The following is a 23756-nucleotide window of genomic DNA, read 5'->3' on the forward strand; positions in this document are numbered from 1 at the left end:
TTGCGGCGGCTCCGGGAGCGACGTCACAGAAGGATACGACGATCCTGGGCGTCTTGGACTCCCCGCCTCGATAAGAGGGGTTATCAGATCCTCCCTGGCAGTGCCGTGCTGGTTCCGTGACAATGGCCGCCAACGTGACCCACGGGCAAGCCCTACTCCTGATTAGGAGGGAAGAGATGGACCAGCTTGAACTGCGCCGCGCGGAACAGCAGCTCCGCGAAGCGCTGCAGGACACCGCCCTGAGTTGGGTGATCGACGACGTCGACGCGGCCATCGCCGCCGGAGTGCCGGAGGAGAAGATCCTCCGCCGACGCCAGCAGCGTCACAGCGATGACTCTCCGGCCGCGGCAGCGGCTCGGTACGAGGTCGTGGCCCGCAGCTTGTTTGGCCTCGTCGAGTACGAAGCATCCCGCAAGCGGGGGACGCTGGTCATCGCGACACGAGCCCTGACCGATGGAGAGCGTGTCCAGCTCCTCCTGGATGCGGTGAGGCGGGTGCTCGTCGAGCTGCCTGAGACGGAAGTTGCGGTGCTGAAGACGCTCCGGAGTGAGCCCGAGGGAGACGCCGGCAGCCGGAGCCCCGCTGAGGCGGTCGTGTTTGTGCCGGACGAAGGCGCTCGATCGCGCGGTAGCCGGACGGAGTTCTGGGGCGATCGAGTGCCGGCGGGGCGCCGTGCACGCGTTGGTCAGCTGTTGGCCGACGTGACGAGGGAGGTGCGCAGGTGAACGCGGTTGATCACCTTGTGAGCGAGATCAAGAGCCTTCTGGCGGCGGGGGCGGTCTCATACGATTCCGCCTCGAAGCCGTCCGACGTCTACGAGGGCTTCATCTTCTCCTTGATCGTCGCCACTGCGAGTCGGCATGGCGCCACCGTCACCTACGAGGACGTCTACGGGGCCAAGGCCGACAGCCTTGTCTTCCGGACGGGGCCCGGACACCTGTACAGCAACGGCCAGCCCTTCACTCACGCCGTGATCGAATTCGACGGCGCTCCCGCCCTTGAGGTCCATCTCGGCGTGTACGTGACAGGTTCGTCGGGCGTACTGCACGAGTGTGACGTGCTTGTCCTGCCTGCTGAGGAAGCCGCACTGAGCCGTACCCAGCGCATCGCGCCGCGCGGCAGTCAGTGTGTCCTCATTGCGGAGTGCAAGTACTACGCAGTTGCCAATCTCGGCATCGGTCTCGCGCGAAACTTCGAGGGGCTGCGCGCCGACATCCGTACCCAGAACGAGCTTTTCGTCTCCAACACCCGGTCATCGAGCATCGTGCGCTACCTCGATGCGCGGAAGAGAGGCTTCGAGCCGGACGTGGTACCTAACTCAGCGCAGGCAGGCTATCTCCAGGCCGAGATCAGGAAGACGTTCAAGAGCTACTTGAGCAAGCATGCACCATCAACAGTGATCTGATTCCCGTTGGTTGAGCGTCGCGCGCTGAGATTCCGCGCAAGCCGACATGGCGGGATGATCCGCCCAGCTGCCGATGTCTGGTTGAGGGCGAATCCGGGAGCCGACCCGCTCTGCAAGACACTTGGCCCACCGCGTCCCAACGCCTTGGTCAGGCGAAGAGCGCCGGCGCTGGCTCGGACGGCAGAGCAGAGGACTTTTAATCCTTTGGTTGTGGGTTCGAGTCCCACACGGCCTACTCACTCGTCCTTCCCGGCGGTCGTCAGGTCCGTTGGGGGCGCGTCGGTGCCCGCCGGGGCGGCCTCGCGCTTGGTCTTGTCGCGGAGCTTCGCCAGCTCGCTCGCCAGCTTGCGGATTTCCTCGATGTGCCCGGTCATTTGGTCGGCCAGGGCGAGCAGCGCGTCGGGGTCGCAGTTGTGCCAATCGTCATCGACCTCCACCGCCATGTAGGGCAGGGCGGGGTCGTGGGCCCCGCCCTCGTCGAGCGGTCGCAGGCCGAGCCCGAGCCGGAGCAGCACGCGCTCCCCGCGCGGCAGGTCCAGGGTCAGCTCGATGTCCGGACCCGAGTGCTGGAAGTCGCCCGGGTGGTGCGAGTGGTCTGTGTGGTGTCCGGCGCACCATTCCGGCTCGGGCATCACCAGCATCCCGCCGCCCCAGGTCGGGACGGTGACCAGGCGGCGGTCGGACTCGGTCATGTCCGGCTCCTCGGGTTCGTCGACAGTTTCTGACAACGGAGCGGGCGGCGCCTCTCGGGCATTCCGGTGCCGCAGGGCCGACCGTAGGGCGGAGTGGACGCGCCTGCGCGGGCGCCGTCGTTTTTCGGGGGGCGCGTCGTGGTGCGCTGTAGCGGACAGACGCGTCGGTGCGCCGTTGAGCGCGATGGGCGATGCGGTGAACTCGCGGGCGGGACTGCGGAGTTGTCCCGGCCCGTGGGCGCGCGCCGGACCCACCCGCCGTCCCCCCGAAGCGTGAAAACGCCCCCCTTTCCGGCGTGGGGCGTTCACGTTTCGCTTGGGGCATGCCGTGTGGGGAATTGTCGCCTTATGGGAGCGGTCGGCCGGCGGGGTGCGGGGCTGTTGATTCTGGGGGCGTTCGAGGGGGCCTGGGGCGTGTCGTATCTGGTGGAGCCGCCGGCCGCCGCAGGGGGCACCGGGGTGCTGGCGGACTACGGCGGGGTGGGGGCGTGGGCGTGGCTGTGGGTCGCGGGGGCGGTGGTGGCCTGCGGGGCGGCGTTCGTGCGGATAGGGCGGGACGGGGCCGGGTTCGTCGCGGCGCTGGTGCCGCCGGCGGTGTGGTCGCTGGTGTACGCGGCGGCTGCGGTGAGCGGGGACCATCCGCGGGGCGGGGCCGCGGTCGTGCTCTACGCGGCCTGGTCGGCGATCGTCATGTGGGCGGCCACGGTGCCGGAGTTCTCGATGCCGAAGGGGCCGAAGGCGCCGAGGGGGCCGAGGGGGCCGAGGGGCCCGGCCGGGCCGACGGGGGCGGGGAAGGGCGGGAGGGCGTGAACGTGGGGGAGTGGGTGGGCCTGATCAGCGCGGGCTCGACGCTGCTCGGCGGCAGCGGGTACTTCGTGGCGCGGGCCACCGCGCGCGCCGCCGCGGCCACGGCGGCGGCCAGCGAGGCCGCGGCGCGGACGATGGCGGAGCCCGCCCAGCGCGCGGCCGACCTGGCCAGCTTCCGGGAGATCCGCGAGGACCTCCAGCGGCGCCTTGAGCAGTCCGAGGAGCGGGAACGCGCGCTGCGCGGACTGGTGCGGACGTTCGCCGCCTACGTCTCGGAGCTGTCCGCGCAGCTTCGGCGCTCCGGCGGCGAGCCGCCCGCGCCCCCCGAGGCCGTGGGGGAGTACTTCCGCACCGGCGTGTGACCGGGCGGCGGAGGCCGTGCGCCGCCGGACGGCTAGGGTGGGGGGCATGTCCGACGGTTCCGTGCGCGTGCGCTTCGCCCCCTCGCCCACCGGCATGTTCCATGTCGGCGGCGCCCGTTCCGCCCTCTACAACTGGGCCGTGGCCCGGCAGGCCGGGGGGACGTTCGTCCTGCGGATCGAGGACACCGACGCCTCGCGGAACCGGCCGGAGTGGGTCGAGGGCATCATCAGCGCGCTGGCCTCCATCGGGATCGGCGGCACGGACCCGTCCTTCGAGGGCCCCTACTTCCAGTCGCAGAACGCCGAACGCCACCGGGAGGCCGCGCGGCGGCTGTCCGAGGAGGGCAAGGCGTACTACTGCGACTGCACCCGCGAGCAGCTCGCCGAGCGCACCGGCTCGGAGCACCTGGGCTACGACGGGTTCTGCCGGGAGCGCGGGCTGGCGTACGAGCCGGGGCGCGCGCTGCGTTTCCGCACGCCGGACGAGGGCGAGACGGTGGTCGTGGACCTGGTGCGCGGCAAGCCGGCGTTCCCCAACGCCGCGATCGAGGACTTCGTGATCGCGCGCGGCGACGGCTCCCCGGTCTTCCTGCTGGCCAACGTCGTGGACGACCTGGACGAGCGGATCACGCAGGTGGTCCGCGGCGAGGAGCACCTCTCCAACACGCCCAAGCAGCAGTTGCTGTGGGAGGCGCTGGGCGCGCGGCCCCCGGTGTGGGCCCACCTGCCGGTGATCGTCAACGAGAAGCGGCAGAAGCTCTCCAAGCGCCGGGACAAGGTCGCCCTGGAGGACTACCTGGCCGAGGGCTACCTGCCCGAGGCGATGGTCAACTACCTGATGCTGCTGGGCTGGGGCCCCGGCGACGACCGTGAGCTCCGGCCGTACGAGGAGCTGGAGCGGCTGTTCCGCCTGGAGGACGTCAACACCTCGGCGGCGTTCTTCGACGTCAAGAAGCTGACGGCCTTCAACGGCGAGTACATCCGCGCCCTGGAGCCGGGGGCGTTCGTCGCGGCGTGCGCGCCCTGGCTGGAGCCCGGGCGTGCGCCGTGGGCGCCGGAGGCGTACGACCAGGGTGTGTTCGAGAAGGTCGCGCCCCTGGCGCAGACCCGGCTCGCGGTGCTCTCGGAGATCACCACCTACGTCGACTTCCTCTTCCTGGACCAGCCGGCGATCGACGAGGCGTCCTGGGCCAAGGCGATGAAGCCGGGCGCGGAAACGCTGCTGGCGGACGCGCGCGCGGAGCTGGCCGCGCTGCCTGGCTGGGAGGCCGAGGCGCTGCGCGCCGCGCTGGAGGCGGTGGCCGCCCGCCACGGCCTGAAGCTCGGCAAGGCCCAGGCCCCCATCCGCGTCGCCGTCACCGGCCGCACGGTCGGCCTCCCCCTCTTCGAATCCCTCGAACTCCTCGGCGCGGACCGCACGCTGGCCCGCCTGGACGCGGCCCGGGAGCGCCTGTCGGCGTAGCCGGGGGGCCGGGCCCGCCCTCAGGGAGCGCCGGGCGCGAGGACGGGCAGCCCGCGCTCCTCCGCCGCGGCGGCCAGCCGCTTGTCGTAGGTGACGAAGGCCGTCAGGGCGTCCTCCAACTGCTCCGCCGTGGCCAGGTGGATGGCGTCCAGGCTGCGCAGGTGCGGCATCGGGAACAGGTCGGCCGCGCGCAGGAGCTCCTCGGTGACGCGGATGCGCAGCACGCGGTCGAGCAGGTCCTCCGCGGCCTCCGCGGTCTCGGGGGCGGCCCGCGCGCGGATCAGGGTGCGGGCGATCTCCGTCCTGGCGAGCGCGGAGGTGACGTGGCCCTCGCCGGCCCTGGCCGACAGGAAGGCGCGCAGGCCGGGCGTTTCCGCCTCCGGGACCAGCAGCTTGACCAGGGCGCACGAGTCCAGATAGATCAACGGTCCTCTTCCTCGCGCAGCCGCAGCAGCACCTCCGAGAGGCTGGCCGCGGCCCCGGCCCCGGCCTTCCCGGAGGGCGTGCGCGGCGTCCACCCCGCGAGCCCGCCCGCCCGCTCCGCGTCCTCGGCGTTCTCCGCGTCCACCGCGCCGGTGCGGATCAGGTCCTCCCGCACCCGCTGCTCCGGATCGGGCGGGCTCAGAACGGCGACCAGCCGCCCGTTGCGCGTGATCTCGACGCGCTCGCCCGCGCTGACCCGCGCGATGATCTCGCTGGCGTGCTGCTGGAGCTGCCGGACGGGCACCCTGTCGGTCATGCCCCCACGATAGCCGCTGCGTGCGTCGCCTGCCTCCACCGTGCGTCGCTTTCGGAAACGCACTACAGTGCCGGGGACCTCCCCGCCCACCGGACGGAAAAAAGCACCATGAGTCACTTCGCCATGTTCTCGATCGCCGCGCACGGGCACGTCAACCCCAGCCTGGAGGTGATCCGGGAGCTGGTGCGGCGTGGGCACCGGGTCACGTATGCCATTCCGGGGGAGAAGGACTTCCCGGAGCTGGTGCGGGGCGCCGGTGCGGAGGCGAAGGTGTACCGCTCGGTGCTGCCCACGGACGACGATCCGGACGCGTGGGGCACCGAACTGATCGACAACGTCGAGCCGTTCCTGAACGACGCCGTGCAGGCGCTGCCGCAGCTCGCCGCGCAGTACGGGAACGACCGCCCCGACGTGGTCCTCGCCGACATCGCCGCCTACCCGGCGCGTGTGCTCGCCCACCGCTGGGGCGTGCCGATCGTCCAGCTCTCGCCCGCGATGGTCGCCTGGGAGGGGTACGAGGAGGAGGTCGGCGCCGGGCTCGTCGCGCAGATCAAGGGCTCCGAGCGCGGCCGGGCGTACTACGCGCGCTGGCGCGCCTGGCTGGACGAGAACGGCCTGGAGGGCATGGACCCCGACCGCTTCATGGGCCGCCCCGACCGCTGCCTGGTCCTCATCCCCCGCGCGCTCCAGCCGCACGCCGACCGCGTCGACCCCGGGCGTTACACCTTCGTCGGGGCCTGCCAGGGGGACCGCTCCCACGAGGGCTCCTGGGAGCCGCCGGCCGCCGCGGCCGGGCGGAAGATTCTCGTCGTCTCGCTCGGCTCGACGTTCACCAAGCAGCCGGCGTTCTACCGGGCCTGCCTCGACGCGTTCGGCGGGCTGCCCGACTGGTACGTCGTCCTGCAGCACGGCCGGCACCTCACCCCCGCCGCGCTGGGCCCGATCCCGGAGAACGCCGAGGTCCACCCGTGGATTCCGCAGCTCGCCGTGCTGCGGCACGCCGACGCGTTCATCACGCACGCGGGGGCGGGCGGCGCGCAGGAGGGGCTGGCCACGGGGACCCCGATGGTCTGCGTGCCGCAGGCCGCCGACCAGTTCGGCAACGCCGAGATGCTGGCCGCCCTCGGCGTCGCCCGCCACGTCCCGACGGAGGAGGCCACCCCCGACGTCCTCCGCGAGGCCGTCACCACCCTGGTCGAGGACCCGGACACGGCCGTCCGCTGCGCCGGGGAACGCGCCCGCGTCGCCACGGAGGGCGGCACGCAACGCGCGGCGGACCTGCTGGAGGCGGCCGTTCCCCGGGGCTGAGCGGGCGCCCGCCCTCACCCGTACGAAGGATCGTCCTGGAGCTCTGACCTGCGGTAACGTCCGGGGGTGTGACCGAGCGGGTGCGGGCGGATCAGACTGCGTTGTGGTCCTCGGCGGTGGCGACGGTGATCACGCTGTCGATCGGGGACGGGCGCTTCGACTGGCTGTGTCTGGCGCTGGGGACGGCCCAGGCGCTCCAGATGGCGGCGTTCTACCGGCCCGTGCCGCGGGAGGCCGGGGACCGGTGGGGGCGGTGGGCGGCGGCCGGGGCGTTCGGGGCGGTGGGCGGGCTGATAGCCGTGATGACCCTGGGCTGGCCCGTGCAGACGGTCGTCGGCACCCCGTCCAACTGCGCAGCCCTGTCCGAGATCAGCGCCATCGCCGTCCACAACTGCTCCGGCTTCGCCGCCTACCGCTGGCTCGGCCTGGTCTGGGCAACGTCCGCGGCGGGCCTGGCCTTCTGGCACTGGCGCGCGGTGGCGCCCAAGGAGGCGGCGCCCTGAGCGGCAGCGGCGTCATGGCACGCCGAGGAAGTCCCCCAGGGCGCGCTGCTCGCCCGTGAGCGGCCGTTTGCGCTGTCCGCGCGCCTCGCGGAAGATGTCGCCGGCCAGGCGCTGGTGCTTCAGCCATTCGGGGGCCTCGCCCTTCAGCTCTGACAGGATGCGGAAGGACTCCTCCCCGGCGCGCGTCCGGCTGTGGGCCTGGGCCACGGTGAGCCGGTGCCGCCGCCAGTTCGTGGAGGGCGACGCCGCGTTGGCGGGGAGCCGGGCGGTCAGGGCGAGGGCGCGTTCGGGACGGCCGCCGACCATGTGGTTCTCGATCGCCTGGAGGCTCACGCGCATCGCGTTGAAGTGGTTCCAGCCGTAGAGGTGTTCTGAGGTCTTTCCCCGCAGGGCGGTGGCGGCGGTCCGTGCGAGGGTGAGGTATTCACCGGCCTCCTCGGGCCGGTTGTTGCGTGCGGCGGCCGACGAGGCGCGGCGCAGGAGCCGTCCCCAGATGCCCAGTTCGGCCGGTGCGGCGCGCGAGATGCGGGGCTCCACTGCCTCGGCGGCGGCCAGGGTGATCCGCTCCGCCTCGTCCAGCCGCCCTTGCCGGAGCAGGGTCCAGCCCTGGGCGCTCACCGCGAGCGCCGCGCGCATCCGGTCGCCCGCCCGTGCCGCATCGCGGACGGCATCGGCCAGCGCCATGTGCGCGAGATCGTACGCCCGTACCTGCGTCAGATAGCGACCGGCCATCTGCGATACGTCCGCGCGGATGCGCAGCGCTTCCTCGCCGGGCGGCCCGTCGTCGAAGTGGAGCACGGCGACATGGGCCGACCGCACCAACTCCGGGAGGACTGCGGCCACGCGGCCGTAGTCGTCGCGGGCGTAGGCCGCGGAGAGGGCGCGGGCCGCACCCGCGAGGTGCGGCAGATTCGGCGGCTCGCCGTCCTCCCGGAGGAGCGTGCCGGTGACCGACAGGGGTGGGGAGACCGCCTGGCGCAGCGGCATGAGGTCTATGGCGTGGTCGTCCGCGTGCAAGTCCTGCGGGGGGCCCGCCGGTTCGAAGAGCTGGGAGGTGCGGATGCGCAGGGCGCGGGCCAGGGCGTGGTACGTCTCGATGCGGGCCTGGCCGCCGCGTTCGAGCTTCTTGACCACGCCGACGCTCAACTGGGCGCGCTCGGCCAGCGCTTCCTGCGTCAGCCCGAGCCGCTGCCGGAAGTCCCGCAGCCGGTCGCCGGGATGCGGGTCGGTCTGCTCGGTCATGGGGGTCCCCGTCCTGGCGGTCTGGGTCACACCCCCTCAGCATAGAGCGGTGAACGCGGCGTCACTCCTCGTGATCCGCCGGGCCCGCCCCGCCCGGGTCGCGGGCGGGGCGGGGTGGGGGAATCAGCCCTTGCGGGTGGCCAGTTCGGGGGAAGGCGCGGGAGCCGGGGGGTCGTCGTCCGGGGCGGTCTCGCTCAGGCCGAAGCGGTCGTGGAGGCGGCGCAGCGGACCGGGCGCCCACCAGTTGGCGTTCCCGGCCAGCCGCATGAACGCCGGGACCAGCACCGTGCGGATCAGCAGGGCGTCGACCAGGACGGCCAGGGCCATGCCGATGCCCAGTTCCTTGAGGAAGACGACGCGGCCGGTGGCGTAGGCGGCGAAGGTCAGCGCCAGGATGCCGGCGGCGGCGGTGATCAGCGGCGCGCTGCGCTGGATGCCGGTGGCCACGGCCGTGGTGTTGTCGCCGGTGCGGTCGTACTCCTCCTTGATGCGGGCCATGATGAACACCTCGTAGTCCATCGACAGGCCGTAGGCGATGCAGAACATCAGGATGGGGATGCTCGGCTCCATCCGGCCCGAGGCCGTGAAGTCCAGCAGGCCCGAGAGGTTGCCCTCCTGGAAGATGAACACGAGCGAGCCGAACATCACCGTCAGGCTCAGGACGTTGGCGACCGTGGCCTTGGCGGGGATGAGGACGCTGCCGGTCATCAGGAAGAGGATGACGAAGGTGACGACGAGGATGATCCCGATCACCAGCGGCAGGCGGTCCAGAAGCGCCGTGCGGAAGTCGGTCATCGCGGCGGGGAAGCCGCCGACGTACACCTCGGCGGGCGCATCGACGGCCCTCACCGCTTCCACGAGCTGGGTCATGTCGCCGTCGAGCGCGGCCCGGTCGGCGGTGACGGACATCCGGATGGCGCTGTCGGTGGCGTAGCGCCCCACCTCGGTCAGCGGGCCGGCGACGTACTCGCCCTCGGCCCAGGCGCCCGTCTCGAACTCCACCCGGAAGACGCCCGGGACCTCCGAGAGCCGCAGCGCGTAGTCCTCCCAGGCGGGGTCGGCGGCCGGGACCCCGGAGGCGACGATCTCCAGGGCGTCGGTCTCCTCGGTGGGGAAGTTCTCGCGGATCTGCTCCTGGGTGATGCGCGAGGAGGCGTCGGCGGGCAGGACCCGCTCGTCGGGCAGGCCGAAGCGGGCGCCGAGGAAGGGCGCGCCCACGGCGAGCAGCAGGATCAGCACGGGCAGGCCGTACAGCAGGGGGCGGCGCATCACGCGCAGCGCGATCCGGTACCAGCGGCCGGTGGTGAGGTCGGCGGCGGCCGGGGGCGGGTTCTTGCGCAGGGTGCGCTGCCCGACGGCGGCGAGCGCGGCGGGCAGGAGGACGACGGCGCCGAACGCCGCGGTCAGCACGACGGCGATCCCGGCCCAGGCGAAGGACTGGAGGAAGGGGAAGGGGAAGGCGAACAGCGCGGCCAGCGAGGCGGCCACGGTGATCCCGCTGAAGAGAACGGTGCGCCCCGCCGTCTCCACGGTCCGGGTGGCGGCGGCCAACTGCTCGCGCCCGGCGGCGCGTTCCTCGCGGAAGCGGGCGATGACGAAGAGGCTGTAGTCGATGCCCAGGCCGAGTCCCAGCACGAGGGCGAGGTTGGCCGCGAAGGTGGAGATGTCGGTGAACGCCGTCAGCGCGCGCAGGATCGCCAGCGTCGCGAGCACGGAGAACAGGCCCACGCCCAGGGTGAGTCCGGCCGCCGGCCAGCGCCGGTAGGCCCAGACCAGGAGCAGCAGCACGGCCGGGATGACGACGGCCTCGGCGCGCAGGAAGTCGCGCCGGGACTCCTCGCTCACCTGCCGGAAGATCTCGTCCTGGCCGCCGGGCTCCACGGTGACCAGCTCGGTGGTGCGGGTGAAGTCCTCGGATATGTCGATGAGTTCGGTGCGGACCTCGGTGACGTCCCCGGAGAGCCAGGCCACCACGAGGGCCTGGGTGCGGTCCTCGCTCACCAGGGTGGGGGCTTCGTCCCGAGTCCAGTAGCTGCCGACGGTGGTGACCATCGGTCTGTCCGCCAGCTCCTCCGTCAGCCGGCGGCCCTCCTCCGCCACCGCCGCCTCGTCCACGGTCCCCTCTCTGGCCGTGACCAGCAGGAGGAAGTTGGGGCTGCCGTCGCCGAATTCCTCGCGCAGGATGTCCTCGGCGGTGTCCGACTCCGAGCCGGGCGCCTCGAAGCGCGAGAGCGAGAGGGACTCCTGGGCCCCGGCGCCGAAGACGGCGGCGAGGAGGAAGAGGACCGCGCCGGCGATGAGGACGGCTCGCCGTCGTTGCGCGGCGACTATGCCGAGCCTGCGCAGCGGTGGCGGGGTTGCGGACATAGGGCGTTACTCCCGGATTCGTGGGGTCGGCGGGTGTCGGGGCGTCAGATGGGTGCTGACGTGGGGAGATCCCCCGGGGCAGGTGGAGCGCCCCGGGGGATCACTGCTGGTGGTGCGGGTGGCGGACGCTCATCCGCCGTGGCGGTCCAGCCAGTCGGCGAGCGTCTCGTGCACGAGCGGCGCCTGGCGTTCCAGGCCCATGTAGTGCCCGGCGTCGGGGACTTCGAGGATCTCGGTGTCGTCCGTGCCCGTGAACAGGGCCCGGTGCTCCTCGCCGCCGGTGACCCGGGCGTCCTCCTCGCCGTAGAGGAAGAGCACGGGCACGTCGATGTCCTGGATGCGCTGGGTGTCCATCAGCACGCCGCCGAGCTGGGAGACCATGTCGCCGCAGGGGTGGCGGTTCTGGTGGGGAACGGCCAGCTCCAGGACGGTGGGATCGGTGTCGTTGAAGTTACCGGTGGCGAACTCCTCCGATCCCAGGTCGTAGTAGGCGTAGCCGTCCTCGCCGCCGCGCAGGCAGGTCTGGAGCGAGGTGAAGAAGCGGGCGTTGGCCTGCGGCGTGAGACCGAGGTCGGTCCAGTCCATGATGACCAGGCCGTCCACGTCCTGGAAGGAGTATGCCGCTATCTGGACGACCTGGCCGCCGTTGGACTGCCCGGCGAGGAAGACCCGGTCGAAGGCGTAGGTCTCCCCGCCCTCGATCTCGTAGGAGCCCTCGCGCAGTTGGTCGACGATCTGCTGGGCCATGTCGGCCTGGCCGCCGATGCAGGAGCCGTTGCCGTTGGGCTGGTCGCTGGAGTCGTAGCCGAGGCGGTCGATGGTCAGCGAGGCGTGGCCGCGGCGGGCCAGCTCCTCGGCGTGGTGGTAGCCCTCGGCGTCCAGGCGCCAGTACCACTCGCCGGCCGCGATGCCGTGCTCGTAGAGGGTGATGGCCCTCTCCTCGCCGTCCGCGGCGGCTTCGAGCACGTCGGCGGGGGCGGTGAGGTGGCCGCGGATGGTGTAGGTCTCGCCGTCCACCGCGCAGGCCGCCAGGGTGCGGTTCTGGTTGACCACGGTGAACGACACGGGCAGGTCGACGATGTCGGCCGCGGCCAGCCGGGCGCGGGTGTCCTCGGCGGCGGCCTCGGCGTCCACCTCCACGCGGGTCCCGGCGGGGGACCCGGCCCCGGCGGTGGCCGGGTCGGACCCGGCGGCGAGCGCCCAGTACGCCGGGGTGAGGGCGAGGAGCGCCGCGACGGAGGCCAGGACCAGGGATCTGGCGGACCTGCGGCGGGCAGGGGATGGCATGGGAGTCGGCCCTTTCGTCGGTTCCGGGCGCGATGGCCTGTCCGGCCCGGATGTATGCGGTGGCGTGCGGTCGGTCGCGGTGCGTGGGGTCCGCCGGGGCGGCGCGGTGGTGATGCGGTCCTGGGTGTCGTGGCGGTCCTGGGAGTCCGCGGGTCCATGCGGTCACTGCGGTCCGCGCGGTCGGCCCGCGCGGCGGCGGGCGCCCGGCGCGGGGGCCGGGCCGGCCCGGTCAGGCGTCGGCGGTCAGCAGCCCGGCGTCGGCGTACCAGGCGGCCTCGTCGGCGAAGGTATCGGTCAAGGGGCGGAAGGCGACGCCGAGTTCGGCCTCGGCGCGGGCGGAGGTCAGGCGCATGCGGTTGCCGTCGAGCAGCGTGCGGACGCCTTCCCGGGTGGCCACCGGCGGCTTGCCGCGCAGCCGGGCCGCGGTCTGGAGGATCGTGGCGAACGTCAGCGCCGCGGCGGCCGGGATCTCCCGGGGCGCGCGGGTGCCCGTGGCCTCGGCGACGCCGGCCAGGGTGCCCGCCAGCCGCTGGAAGCGGCCGGCCACGATGTAGCGGCGCAGGCTCTCGCCCTTCTCGGCCGCCCGCACGCACGCGAAGGCCACGTCCCGGGCGTCCACCACGTGGTTCCCGGCGCGCGGAACGGCCCGCAACTCGCCCCGGGCCACGGTCAGGAAGAGCCGCCCGGCGGAGGTGGGGCCGGCGTCGCCGGGACCCCACATCCAGCCGGGCAGCACCAACGGCACGCGCACGGACGGGTGTTCGCGGCAGAACTCCCGGATGGCCCGCTCCGCGCGGATCTTGCTGGCGCGGTAGGCGTTGCGCTCCCAGTCCCCGGGCGGCGGCGCCGACTCGTCGGCCGGTTCCTGATCGGTGCCCCCGGAGACGGTGTTGATCGAGCTGGTCTGCACGACCGCGGGAACGCCCGCCGCCACGGCCTCGCCGAGCAGGGCGGTGACGGCCTCCACGTTGGTGCGGTGCAGCAGGCCCAGGTCGGCCTCCGGCTGGTAGTACTCGCGGAAGTAGGCCGCGGTGTGGATCACCGCGTCCGCGCCGGGCAGCGCCGGGCGGTAGCTGCCCGGGTCGTTGACGTCGCCGGTGTGCAGGGTCAGGCGCTCGTGGGCGGGCAGGAGGCGGCGGGCCTTGTCCGGGTCGCGGACCAGGGCCGTCACCTCGCTGCCCTCCGCGAGCAGGACCCCGACGACGGCCGAGCCGAGCAGGCCGGTCGCGCCGGTGACGAGGACGCGGGCCAGGGCGGGGCGTTGGACAGGGCCGGGGCCGGTGGCGGGGGTGGTCACGGGGCTTCCTCCAGGACGGGTTCCGGTGCGGGGCGGACGGGGGCCGCCCGCCCGGCGCCGGGGGGAGGCCCGGGGGGAATCTCGGCCTCCTCGCGCAGCCCGAAACGCTCCTGGAAGCGCCGCAGCGGGCCCGGGGCCCACCAGGTGGCCGCGCCGCCGAGCCGCATCACGGCCGGGACCAGCAGGCCGCGCACCACGGTGGAGTCCACGATCACGGCCAGCGCGACGCCCAGGCCCAGCATCTTGGTGTTGGTGATGCGGGAGGTGCCGATGGCCACGAGGACGACGGAGAGGATCAGCGCGGCGGCGGTGATGACCCCGCCGGTGCGCTGGACGCCCGCGACGATCGCCTCGCGCCGGTCGGCGCCGCGCCGGTGCTCCTCGGTGATCCGGGAGAGGAGGAAGACGCCGTAGTCCATGGACAGGCCGAAGGCGACGCAGAACATCAGGACGGGCAGGGTGACTTCGATGGTGCCGGTGGCGGTGAAGCCGAGGAACCCGGAGAGGTTGCCGTCCTGGAAGACCCAGACCACCACGCCGAACATGGCCGTCAGGCTCAGGGCGTTGAGCACCACGGACATCACCGGCAGCAGCACGCTGCCCGTCAGCAGGAACATCAGCAGCAGCGAGGCGCCGACGATGATCAGCGCGGCCCAGCCCAGGCGGGAGGAGATCGCGTCCTTGCTGTCCTGGAGTTCGGCCTCCGAGCCGCCCACCAGCGCGTCGAAGCCGGCGAAACGCTCCTGGCCGGCCAGGTCGCGGGCGCCCGAGAGGATGACGGCCGCCTCGGGGGTGCCGACCTCGATGCCGGACTCGGGGACCACCGAGACGTGGCTCATCCCGGCGGTGGTGCGCATCGCGTGCGCGGGCGTCGGGGAGACCAGCAGCTCGCCGTCCTCCCAGGTGCCCACGGGCGTGTCCACGTAGGAGACGCCGGGCAGCACGGACAGCCGGCCGGCGTAGTCGGCCAGCGCGGTGGCGTCGGCCTCGCGGGAGGGGTCGGCGGAGCGGGCGACGACCTCGACGGTGGCCGTGGCGCTGCTCTCGAAGCCCTCGCGGATGATCTCCTGGGCGACGCTCGGCTCGGCGCCCGAGGGGAGCTGCCGGTCGTCGGTGGTGCCGAACTCCACGCGCAGGAACGGCAGTCCGACGATGATCAGCAGGACGGTGGTGCCCAGCGCGAACAGCGGGGCGCGGCCCACGGAGGCGGAGGCGATCCGCCGCCACACCGCGCCGCCCGCGTCCGCGCCGGCCCCGGGCGTTGCCGGAGCACGGCGCCCGCGCCGCAGCGACAGCGCGTCCACCCGCGGGCCCAGCACCATCAGCAGCGCGGGCAGCACCACCAGGGCCGCCGCGGCGGCCAGCAGCACCACCGCGATCCCGGCGTAGGCGAAGGACCGCAGGAAGTACTGCGGGAAGACCAGCATCGCGGACAGGGAAACGGCCACGGTCAGCGCGGAGAAGATCACCGCGCGCCCGGCGGTGCGGACGGTGGTGGCCACGGCCTCGGCCACGGCCGAGCCGCGCGCCAGCTCCTCGCGGTAGCGGCGCACGATGAGCAGGGCGTAGTCGATGGCCAGGCCCAGCCCGAGTGCGGTGGTGAGGTTCTGTGCGAAGACCGAGACGTCGGCGAACTCGGTGATCACCCGCAGCACGGCGTTCGTCCCCAGGATGGCGACGATGCCGACGCCCAGCGGCAGCAGCGCGGCGACCACGCCGCCGAAGACGAGGAAGAGGATGAGCAGGGTCAGCGGGAGGGCGATCAGCTCGGCGGTGAGCAGGTCCTCCTCGATGGTGGACTGCACCGAGTCCAGCACGGCGACGCTGCCGCCGATCCGCACCTGGACGTGCTCGGTGCCCTCGGGCGTTCCGCGCAGGCCCGGCGCGATGCGCTCCAGCGTGGCGGAGGTCAGGTCCTCGTCGCCGTCCAGGTGGGCGAGGATCAACGCGTGCCTGCTGTCGTCGGAACGAAGCTGGTCGGCGCCTGTCTGCCAGTAGGAGGTGACGCCGGAGACGTCGGGTTCGAACGCCAGGCGCTCGGCCAGGGCGATGCCCTCCGCGGCGACCTCCCGGTCGTCCACCGAGCCGCCGCCGCGGGCCTCCACGAGCAGCACCAGGTTCGGCTGGCTGACGGGGAAGTGCTCCTCCAGCACCTCGGTGGCCCGCGCGGAGGCGGAGGAGGGGTCCTCGGTGCCGCCGCTGAGCAGCCGGTCGGCCACGTCGCCGCCGACGAGCACCGCGTCCACCAGGAAGAGGGCGGCGAAGAAGAGGACGAACTTCGGCCACCGGGCGCGGCGTTGGGCCCGGGTGTCGTCGTGCCTTCGGGCGGCCCGTGCCATCACCGCGTCCCCGGCAGGTCGCGGGACGGCGCGTGCGCCGCCGGGACGCCGGCGAGGAAGGCGCCGATCCCGGCGGAGCCGTCCACGGGAACGCGGGCGCCGGTCATGCCGTCGGGCCGCACGTACACGGCCTGGGCGGGGCGGGCGTTCTCGGAGGCGGCCAGCTCCGCCACGTCGTAGCCGGGCGCGGCGGGCGCGGGGCGGCCCAGGCGGTGGGCGCGCACCAGCAGCACGTCGGCGAGGGCGCGGTCGAGGCGGGCCCTGGCCTCCTCGGCGGCCCGCGCCGGGCCGTCGCCCGCGGAGCCGTCGTCGAAGACCAGCACGGTGTGGCGGCCGGAGGCGACGTAGCCGTGCAGGGTGGCGGCCTTGGTGCCGTGAACGGCGTCGATCACGGCGTCGGTCAGGCGGCGGCCGGGGCGGGCGGCGGCGTCGGCGCCCGGGGCGCTGTCCATGGCGTCGACCACGGCCGGGGAGGCGCTCAGGTCCAGGTCGATCTGGGCGAGTTCCGGGATCAGGCGGCGCTCCAGGGCGCCCGAGCGGGAGAGGCGGCCCAGCAGCAGGTCGCGCAGGCGGCGCACCAGCGGGTTGCGCACCAGCCACAGCTTGGTCTGCCGGTCGGCGTTGGCCACGGCGCGCACGGCGGTGGGGCGGCGCTCGGCCTGGTAGGAGTCCAGCAGGGCCGCGTCGGCGCCGCGGACGACGGCGGCCAGCTTCCAGCCGATGTCGTAGCCGTCCTGAACGCCGGTGTTCAGGCCCTGGCCGCCGGCCGGGGAGTGCACGTGGGCGGCGTCGCCGGCCAGGAAGACGCGGCCGGAGCGGAAGGCGGAGGCGACCTTGGTGTGCACCTGGAAGCGGCTGCTCCACCACAGGTCGCGGATGCGCCACTGGCCGGGGCCGCGCGCGTCCAGCAGGCCCTGGAGCTCGGCCAGGTCGGGGGTGTCGGTGCGGGTGCCCGCGGCCTGGTCGAAGAAGACGCGGTGGCCGCCGCCGGGGAGCTGCACGACGACCAGGACCCCGTCGGGCGTGAGGTGGTACTGCGCCTCGCGCTCGGGCAGGGCGCTGCCGCCCGCGGCGTCCAGGACGACGTCCCCGAGGAGGAAGTCCCGCCCGTAGGTGGCGCCTTCGAAGGCGACGTCGCCGAGCGTGCCGCGGACGGTGGAGTGCATGCCGTCGGCCGCGATCAGCCAGTCGGCGCGCTCGGCGGTGATCTCGCCGCCGTCGCGCGGGGCCAGGGCGACGGTGACGCCGTCGGCGCCCGAGGCCACCTCGCGGACCTCGGTGTTCCACGCGACGTCGCCGCCGAGCTGGAGCAGCCGCTGGTAGAGCAGCTCCTCGGTGACGGGCTGCGGCGCGCAGACCGGGCCGGGGAAGCGGGTGTTGGGCAGGCCGCCGAAGCGGACGGCGGCGAGTCGCCGGCCGCGCGACCAGTAGGAGGCGCCGGCCAGGGCCAGGGCCCGCTCGGTCAGCGGCCCGGCGACCTCCAGACGGTCCAGCACCTCAAGGGCCCCGCTCCACAGCACGATCGCCTTGGGCGCGGTGGCCGGGCCCGAGCGCCGGTCCACCACCCGCACGGGAACGCCCTGCTGGAGCAGCGTGCAGGCGGCGGTCAGGCCGGTGGGCCCGGCGCCGGCGATCAGCACGGCGTGGCCGTCGGCGGAATGCTCAGTGGTCATCGCCCGGACTCCTTCGGGTCTTTCGGGGCTTGCGGCGGGCCGGCCTGTGGGCCGGTCTGCGGGTCTGCCTGCGCGTGGAGGGCGGCCTCCACGGCGGCCGGGTCGAGGTCCAGCCGCACGGCGACGTCCTTGACGGCCTGCGCGGAGTTGTGGAACAGCAGGGTGTGCATGCCGAGTTCTGCGGCCGGGCCGAGGTTCTCGGCGGTGTCGTCCACGAAGAGGCAACGGCCGGGGTCGGCGCCCAGCCGCGTCAGCAGGCGGCGGTAGATCTCCGGGTCCGGCTTGCGCACGCCCTCCTCGGAGGAGTCGACCACGAGGTCGAACAGCTCATCGACGGGCAGGGTGGCGCGCCAACGGGGCCGCCACTCAAGGACGTTGTTGGTCAGCAGGGCCACGGGGCGGCCGGTGGCCCGGACGACGCGCAGCAGCGCCACCATCTCCGGGTTGGCCGTGCGCCCGCGGAACCACAGCTCGCCGAAGGGCCGTCCGCCCAGCAGCTCCGCCGCGGAGCCGGCCCCCTTGACCTCGGGCGGGAGCTCGGCCGCGATCCGGGCGACCATCGCCTCCTCGGAGATGGCCCCCGTCTCCAGGTCGGCCATGGGCGTGGCCCCGTGGCGCTCGGTCGCCGCGGCGAAGGCGGCGGCGATCGTCTCCAGCGGGATGCCGGTGTCCTCGGCGAAGGACTGGTAGGTCTCCAGCAGCGGGTTGGTCAGCACGCCGCCGTAGTCCACGACGAGCGTGGTGATCGGGGCACCGGGCGGGATCACGCCCACTGGGCCACCTCCACGGTGACCCGGCTGACGACCGAGCCGCTCTGCTCCATGCGGACCTCGACGGGCACGGACAGCATCCCCAGGTCCTTGGCGTGCCGCACCCCGTCCACCTGCGCGTGCACGGACGTGGACAGGTCCAGCTCGGCGAACTCGGTGAAGTCGCCCTTCAGCGCGGTGATCACGAGCTGCTCGGGGTAGAGGCCGTGCAGCCGGGCCACGGCCGCCACCGCGATCTGGCGGGCGCCCTCCAACTGGAGGTTGCCGGGCACGTGGTCCAGCTTGTGGTCGAACAGGTGCGGGTGGCCGGTGTCCACCACCAGGCGGGCCAGCGCCGCGCCGGAGGGGGCGACGGTGGGCTCGGTGATGACGACGTTGCGCGGGTCGCGCCGGCCGAGGGTGGCCGGGGCGGAGCGGGCCAGGCGGGAGACGAGCGCCGAGCCGGGCGTCGCCGTCTCCACCCGCTCGCGGCCCTTGGCACGCAGCATGCCGAACGCCCGCTTGCTGACGAAGGTCAGGGCGCCCGAGCCCTCCAGGGCGGGCACGCCGTCGATGCTCAGGGTGCCGGTGAACTCGAAGCCGAGGACCCGTCCGGCGCGGTTGCGGTCGGCGTTGACCTCCATGCTGATGACGGCCTCGCCGGGGCGGGGGCCGATGCGCATGGCCTCCAGCGAGATGACCCGGTAGCTGAGGGTCTTGAAGATGAACGCCGTGTCCAGCTCGACGTCCAGGTGCTGGTGGGCGACGAAAACGCCGGCCTGGCGCAGCACCTCCACGATCAGCAGGAAGTCGTAGGCGGGGGCGTGCTCGCCGATGAGGTGGCCGCGCGGCAGCTGGGCCGCGACCTCGAACGCGGCGTCGCGTCTGCCGATGCCGTTGGTGGCCGCCGCGACCGAGTCGGTGATGAACACCTCCGCGACCGAGGCCCGGTGGACCAGGGCGCGCGAGACGGTGGCGTCGAAGCGGAGGCGGTCGCGGGAGGTGGCCGAGGGGAGTTCCATGGGCAGGGTCATGGCCTGTGCTCTCCTTCAGGTCCTTCGGGGCTCGTGCGTTCAGCTCATGTGTTCTGTGGGTGACGATGCCGTTGCTCGCTGACCGGGAACTGGAAGGAACGCTGAAGGCGTCCGGAAGGCAAGAAGTTCACCAAGGAGACAATGAACACCACGTAACGTACGCACATTTGATGGTTCGGTCGCCTATGCTCCACACGGAGCACGGGACATACCCGAAGTGACCATTCGGATGCCTTGTGAGCGAGAACGGGGGTTGTCGTGACAGGCAACGAGGTGAGATTTGAGGTACTTGGTCCGCTGAGAGCGAGGGAGGGGCACGTCGAGGTGCCCCTGGGGCCGCCGCGCCAACGCGCGGTGCTGGCAGCGCTGTTGCTGCGCGCCCCGCGCCCCGTTTCGCCGGAGCGGATCATCATGGCCGTCTGGGGTGAGGGGGCCCCGGCACATTCGATCAATCTCGTACAGAAGTACGTCTCCGGGCTGCGGCGCTGCCTGCCCGGAAGCGCACCTATCACGCTCACCGCCGGCGGGTACGCCATCGACCCGCGCGGCGGATTCGACCTGTGGGAATTCGAGCGTTTGCTCGCGGAGGCGCGCGCCTCGCGGGGGAACGGCGACACGGCCGGGGCCTCGGTGGCCCTGGCCCGCGCGACCGCGCTGTGGCGGGGGCCGCTCGCCGAGGGCACCGGGGGTCCCGGCATCGAGCTGGAGCGCGACCGCCTCACCGAGCAGCAGCTCATCGCGCTGGAGGAGCTGTACACGCTGCGCCTCCTGCTGGGCCGGGGGCCCGAGAACGTCCCCGAGCTGGTCCGGCTCGCGGCCGAACACCCGCACCGGGAGCGGCTGCACGGCCTGCTGATGCGCGCCCTGGCCCAGTCGGGCCGCCAGATCGAGGCGATGGAGGTCTACGCCCGCATCCGCTCCCGGCTCGCCGAGGAGTACGGCACGGACCCGGGCCGCGAACTGCGCGCCGCCCACCAGGAGATCCTTTCCGGCGGCGCGCCGCGCGCCGCGGACCAGCGCGGCGCCGACGAGCGCACGCGGCGCGGCGGCGGCCGGGAGCGATCCGGCCCGGCCCGCGGCACCCCGGGGGCCTCCGCAGTCCCGGCGCCGGTCGCCTCCCGGCCCGCGGTGCACGCGCCGCTGCCGGTCCCCGCGTCCGCGCACGGCCTGGCTCACGAGGCCCCGGCCCACGCGGGCGTGCCCGCTCAACTCCCGCACGAAGCCCATGGGTTCACGGGCCGCGCCGAGGAGGTGCGGCGGATCGGGGGGCTGCTGCGGGCGGGCGGGACCACCCCCTTGGTGGTGGTGGAGGGCACCGCTGGCGTCGGCAAGACCGCCCTCGTGGTGCACTGCGGCCACCTGGTCGCGGACGACTACCCCGACGGGCAGCTCTTCGCTGACCTGCGCTGCTTCGACCCGCAGGGCCCGGCCACCCCGGGCGAGATCCTGGGCCGGTTCCTGCGCGCGCTCGGCGTCCCCGCCGACCGCGTCCCGGCCGACACCCGGGAGCGCTCGGGCCTTTTCCGCTCCCTGTTAGCCAAGAGGCGCGTGCTGATCGTGCTGGACAACGCCGCCCACGCCGATCAGGTCCGTCCTCTTCTTCCGGGCTCGCGCGGCTGCGCGGTCCTCATCACCAGCCGCCGGCGCCTCACCGGACTGGTCGCCCGCGAGGGCGCCCGCCGCCTGGCGCTGCCGGTGCTCACCCCGCGCGAGGCCGAGGAGCTGCTGCGCACCATGCTCGGGCCCGACGCCGTCGGGCCGGCCGCCGCCGCGCGGGTGGCCCGCCTGTGCGGGCATCTCCCGCTCGCCCTGCGGCTGGTGGCGGCCGGCGCGGCCGTCGGCTCCGAGTCCCTGGAGGCCATCGCCGGCCGGCTGGCCGCGGAGGGCCCCCTGGCCGGAGCGCGCATCCCCGGCGAGGACCACCACTCGGTGGCAGCCTCGCTCGACCTCTCCTACCAGAACCTCCTGCCGCCGGCCCAGCGCATGCTGCGCCTGCTCGGCCTGCTGAACGGCCACCGCGTGACCCGCGGCGGTGCGGCGGCGCTGGGCGAATGCTCCTTGGAGGAGGCAGAACGGCTGCTCGACACCCTCGTGGCGGCCACCCTCCTGGAGCCCGACGGCCCCGGAGGCTACCGCTTCCCGCACGAGCTGCTGCGCGAATACGCCAGGCAGCGCGCGCAGGCGGAGGACTCGTTAACTCAACGCGAGGCCGCGCAACGCCGGTTGACCACCTGGTCGCTGCGGATGACCCCGCTGTTCGAGGCACCGCTGCCCGACCTGCGGAGCCTCGGCACGGACAACGACGCCACGGGCGGCGGCCCGCTCGCCGCCCTCGCCATCGGCGCCTGCGCGACGGCGGCCACGCCCGTCTGACCCGGGCGGGGCGCCCCCTGCGGGGCGCCCCGCCCGAGCGGCCGTCCCGGACCGCCAGGTCCAACCCGCCACCCGGCCACGGACGTTACCCCGCGCCCAGCCCTTGGCGTTGCACCGAACGCCGGGGCCGGGCGGTCGGGCCGGGCGCCCGGCCCGGGGCGTTGACCGTGGCGGCTGCCCGGGCGGCGAGCCCATCGCGGCAGCACGCACTCGCCCGCGTGCGGGAGTCCGCGCGCTGTGTGTGGCGTGCGCGACTTGTGTCCGGATCGTTGACATGTCCTCGGCCGTGCTCCCAGCATGTCCGGGTCTCGTGCTGTCAACGATGCTCAAAGACGAGCGGATAGGGGAGAGCGGCCGTGCTGATCTCCGTCAACCGCCTGATCGCCTGCGTCCTCGCGCTGGCGTTCGGCATCACCCTGCTGGCCGTCTCTCCCTGGTCCGCCAGCGCGGGGAACCCGGCCAGGGACGTGCGCGTGATGGCCGAGGACCCCGGCGAGTGGAGCGGCGACTTCTACGCTCCGCCCTCCCCGCTGCCCGAGGGCGAGGACGGCGACGTCATCAGGACCGAGCCGGTGGAGTCCGGCAACGCCCAGGTGACGCGCGTGATGTACCTCAGCCGCGACGCGCACGGCGAGCCCACCGCCGTCACCGGCCTGGTCGTGGTCCCCGAGACCCGGTGGGACGGCCCCGGCGAGCGCCCCGTCGTCGCCTACGCGCCCGGCACCGCCGGGGTCGGCGACGACTGCGCCCCCTCCAAGTCGTACTCCGACCTGCTGCTGCGGCCCCTGCTGGACCGCGGGTTCGCCGTCGTCCAGACCGACTACCAGGGCCTGGGCACCCCCGGCGACCACACCTACGTCATCCGCGAGGCGCAGGCCCACTCCGTCCTCGACAGCCTGCGTGCCGCCCAGCGGCTGCCCGGCACCGGCCTGGCCCCCGACGGCCCGGTCGGCATCACCGGCTACTCCGAGGGCGGCAACGCCGCCGCCGCGGCGGCCGAACTCGCCGCCGACTACGCTCCCGAGCTGGACGTGCGCGGCGTCTACGCCGGCGCGGTGCCCGCCGACCTGTCCGTCATCGCCGAGTCCCTGGACGGCCAGTATGCCGTGGGCTTCCTGGGCTACGCGCTGATCGGGCTCAACCAGGCCTACCCCGAGCTGGACATCCTCGGCCTGGCCAACGACCGGGGCCGGGAGTTCTTCGAGCGGGCCCGCACGGTGTGCGCCGGGGAGGCGATGACCGCCTTCGCCTTCACCCGCACCAGCTCGCTGACGCGGGACGGCCGCCCGGTCGCGGAGTACACCGACGAGGAGCCCTTCGCCTCGGTGATGGACCAGGTGCGCATCGGGAACATCGCGCCCGAGGTGCCGGTCCTGGTGGAGCACGCCCGCAACGACGACATCGTCCCCTACGGCCAGGGCCGCCAGATGGCCCGCGACTGGTGCGCGGCGGGCGCCGAACAGGTCGAGTTCCGCAACATCTTCTCGCTGATCCCGCTCTTCTCCCATGTCACGGCCGGGCTTTCGGCGCACTTCCACTCCGCCGACTGGCTCGCGGACCGCTTCGCCGGGGAGCGGGCGGGCAGCAACTGCGGGCGTTTCTGAGGGCGTTACCCCAAAGCGTTACTGAGGGCGTCGAGGCTGACGGCCGCGCGACCCCCGCGCGCGGCCGTCAGCCTCCGCCGCCCCCGCAGCCGCCCCCGCCTCCGCCGTCGCCGCCCCCGCCGCCGTCGTTTCCGCCCCAGCCGCCGGTGCCCGAGTCACCCCAGCCGCCGGTGTCACCCCAGCCGCCCGAGGACCAGCCGCCCGAGGACCGGCGCTCGCCCCGGGCGCGGGCCTGAGAGCGCGTCCCTTGGCCCGAGCGGGCGCCCGGGCGGCCGGCCAGCAGCCCCAGCCACGCCAGCACCAGCAGGCCCAGCCCCAGCGCCCCCACCGCGCACAGCACCGCGATCATGACCTCACCGTCCCCCTGCCCGCTTCCTCGTCCCCGCCGCGCCCGCCGCGTGCGGCGCGTCCGGGAACGCCATGGGTCCACGGTGCACCAGCCACGCGTCGGCCGGGGAGGCCCCGCACGTCACAGCCTCGTCACGGTCGCGAATCGGCGGCCGTCCCCAGCTA

At 73.7% G+C, this 23756-nt stretch carries 21 protein-coding genes and 1 tRNA gene; 10 read left to right on the forward strand and 12 right to left on the reverse strand.

Going from position 1 to position 23756, the window contains the following annotated elements; all coding sequences use genetic code 11:
- The first annotated feature begins 176 nt into the window (after positions 1-176).
- The 3 genes from RM780_RS10290 (at position 177) to RM780_RS10300 (ending at position 1637) form a co-directional block, all read left to right on the forward strand.
- On the forward strand, positions 177-725 hold the full coding sequence (locus RM780_RS10290) for a hypothetical protein (RefSeq protein ID WP_311630297.1): 549 nt from the start codon (positions 177-179) through the stop codon (positions 723-725).
- A complete protein-coding gene (locus RM780_RS10295; RefSeq protein ID WP_311630298.1) occupies positions 722-1405 on the forward strand; it encodes a hypothetical protein in 684 nt (227 codons plus the stop codon). Before RM780_RS10290 ends, RM780_RS10295 begins: the two co-directional genes overlap by 4 nt.
- Positions 1406-1575: 170 nt before the next feature.
- Positions 1576-1637, forward strand: a tRNA-Lys gene (locus tag RM780_RS10300).
- A gap of 4 nt (positions 1638-1641) precedes the next feature.
- On the opposite strand, the gene RM780_RS10305 is transcribed toward RM780_RS10300, so the two are convergent.
- On the reverse strand, positions 1642-2097 hold the full coding sequence (locus RM780_RS10305) for a DUF6907 domain-containing protein (protein ID WP_311630299.1): 456 nt from the start codon (positions 2095-2097) through the stop codon (positions 1642-1644).
- Positions 2098-2511: 414 nt separating this feature from the next.
- On the opposite strand from RM780_RS10305, the gene RM780_RS10310 reads away from it, so the two are divergent.
- From RM780_RS10310 to gltX, 3 genes are all read left to right on the forward strand, one after another.
- Positions 2512-2907: a hypothetical protein gene (locus RM780_RS10310; RefSeq protein WP_311630300.1), complete on the forward strand. Its 396-nt coding sequence runs from the start codon at positions 2512-2514 to the stop codon at positions 2905-2907.
- The gene (locus tag RM780_RS10315) at positions 2904-3266 is read left to right on the forward strand and encodes a hypothetical protein (RefSeq protein WP_311630301.1); all 363 of its coding nucleotides are present in this window, start codon (positions 2904-2906) and stop codon (positions 3264-3266) included. The genes RM780_RS10310 and RM780_RS10315 overlap by 4 nt, the downstream gene beginning before the upstream one ends.
- Before the next feature lie 94 nt (positions 3267-3360).
- Positions 3361-4728 carry a glutamate--tRNA ligase gene (gltX, locus tag RM780_RS10320; RefSeq protein WP_311630396.1) on the forward strand — a complete coding sequence of 456 codons (1368 nt, stop codon included), beginning with the start codon at positions 3361-3363 and terminating at the stop codon, positions 4726-4728.
- 20 nt (positions 4729-4748) lie between these two features.
- Here gltX and RM780_RS10325 read toward each other — a convergent pair whose 3' ends face one another.
- Together RM780_RS10325 and RM780_RS10330 are read right to left on the reverse strand one after the other, a co-directional pair.
- A complete protein-coding gene (locus RM780_RS10325) occupies positions 4749-5153 on the reverse strand; it encodes a type II toxin-antitoxin system VapC family toxin (RefSeq protein ID WP_311630302.1) in 405 nt (134 codons plus the stop codon).
- Complete coding sequence (locus RM780_RS10330; protein ID WP_311630303.1) at positions 5150-5467, reverse strand: type II toxin-antitoxin system Phd/YefM family antitoxin; 318 nt, start codon at positions 5465-5467, stop codon at positions 5150-5152. Before RM780_RS10330 ends, RM780_RS10325 begins: the two co-directional genes overlap by 4 nt.
- Positions 5468-5575: 108 nt before the next feature.
- Between RM780_RS10330 and RM780_RS10335 the strand changes: the two genes are divergently transcribed.
- Both RM780_RS10335 and RM780_RS10340 read left to right on the forward strand, forming a co-directional pair.
- Positions 5576-6775 carry a macrolide family glycosyltransferase gene (locus RM780_RS10335; protein WP_311630304.1) on the forward strand — a complete coding sequence of 400 codons (1200 nt, stop codon included), beginning with the start codon at positions 5576-5578 and terminating at the stop codon, positions 6773-6775.
- Positions 6776-6843: 68 nt separating this feature from the next.
- A complete protein-coding gene (locus RM780_RS10340; RefSeq protein WP_311630305.1) occupies positions 6844-7278 on the forward strand; it encodes a hypothetical protein in 435 nt (144 codons plus the stop codon).
- A 12-nt stretch (positions 7279-7290) separates the two neighbouring features.
- On the opposite strand, the gene RM780_RS10345 is transcribed toward RM780_RS10340, so the two are convergent.
- The 8 genes from RM780_RS10345 to RM780_RS10380 form a co-directional block, all read right to left on the reverse strand.
- Entirely contained in the window at positions 7291-8520 is a 1230-nt protein-coding gene (locus RM780_RS10345; RefSeq protein ID WP_311630306.1) for a helix-turn-helix domain-containing protein, read from the reverse strand.
- A 123-nt stretch (positions 8521-8643) separates the two neighbouring features.
- Positions 8644-10887, reverse strand: a complete 2244-nt coding sequence (locus RM780_RS10350; RefSeq protein WP_311630307.1) for an MMPL family transporter — start codon at positions 10885-10887, stop codon at positions 8644-8646.
- Positions 10888-11016: 129 nt separating this feature from the next.
- Entirely contained in the window at positions 11017-12174 is a 1158-nt protein-coding gene (locus tag RM780_RS10355) for an alpha/beta hydrolase (RefSeq protein WP_311630308.1), read from the reverse strand.
- A gap of 229 nt (positions 12175-12403) precedes the next feature.
- Positions 12404-13471: an NAD-dependent epimerase/dehydratase family protein gene (locus RM780_RS10360; RefSeq protein WP_311630309.1), complete on the reverse strand. Its 1068-nt coding sequence runs from the start codon at positions 13469-13471 to the stop codon at positions 12404-12406.
- Positions 13468-15810: an MMPL family transporter gene (locus RM780_RS10365; protein WP_311630310.1), complete on the reverse strand. Its 2343-nt coding sequence runs from the start codon at positions 15808-15810 to the stop codon at positions 13468-13470. The genes RM780_RS10360 and RM780_RS10365 overlap by 4 nt, the downstream gene beginning before the upstream one ends.
- Positions 15810-17483 (reverse strand): FAD-dependent monooxygenase, encoded by a 1674-nt coding sequence (locus RM780_RS10370; protein WP_311630311.1) that lies wholly within the window; start codon positions 17481-17483, stop codon positions 15810-15812. Before RM780_RS10370 ends, RM780_RS10365 begins: the two co-directional genes overlap by 1 nt.
- Positions 17480-18250 carry an HAD family hydrolase gene (locus tag RM780_RS10375; protein WP_311630312.1) on the reverse strand — a complete coding sequence of 257 codons (771 nt, stop codon included), beginning with the start codon at positions 18248-18250 and terminating at the stop codon, positions 17480-17482. The genes RM780_RS10370 and RM780_RS10375 overlap by 4 nt, the downstream gene beginning before the upstream one ends.
- Complete coding sequence (locus RM780_RS10380; RefSeq protein WP_311630313.1) at positions 18247-19266, reverse strand: AfsA-related hotdog domain-containing protein; 1020 nt, start codon at positions 19264-19266, stop codon at positions 18247-18249. Before RM780_RS10380 ends, RM780_RS10375 begins: the two co-directional genes overlap by 4 nt.
- 324 nt (positions 19267-19590) lie before the next feature.
- Here RM780_RS10380 and RM780_RS10385 point away from each other — a divergent pair, with 324 nt between their 5' ends.
- The gene (locus tag RM780_RS10385; RefSeq protein ID WP_311630314.1) at positions 19591-21639 is read left to right on the forward strand and encodes an AfsR/SARP family transcriptional regulator; all 2049 of its coding nucleotides are present in this window, start codon (positions 19591-19593) and stop codon (positions 21637-21639) included.
- A gap of 356 nt (positions 21640-21995) precedes the next feature.
- Positions 21996-23243: a lipase family protein gene (locus RM780_RS10390; RefSeq protein ID WP_311630315.1), complete on the forward strand. Its 1248-nt coding sequence runs from the start codon at positions 21996-21998 to the stop codon at positions 23241-23243.
- A 67-nt stretch (positions 23244-23310) separates the two neighbouring features.
- Here the strand turns inward: RM780_RS10390 and RM780_RS10395 are convergent, their stop codons facing one another.
- The gene (locus RM780_RS10395) at positions 23311-23592 is read right to left on the reverse strand and encodes a hypothetical protein (RefSeq protein ID WP_311630316.1); all 282 of its coding nucleotides are present in this window, start codon (positions 23590-23592) and stop codon (positions 23311-23313) included.
- Between the last annotated feature and the right edge of the window lie 164 nt (positions 23593-23756).

Source organism: Streptomyces boetiae, from assembly GCF_031845405.1.
Taxonomy (GTDB): Bacteria; Actinomycetota; Actinomycetes; order Streptomycetales; family Streptomycetaceae; genus Streptomyces; species Streptomyces boetiae.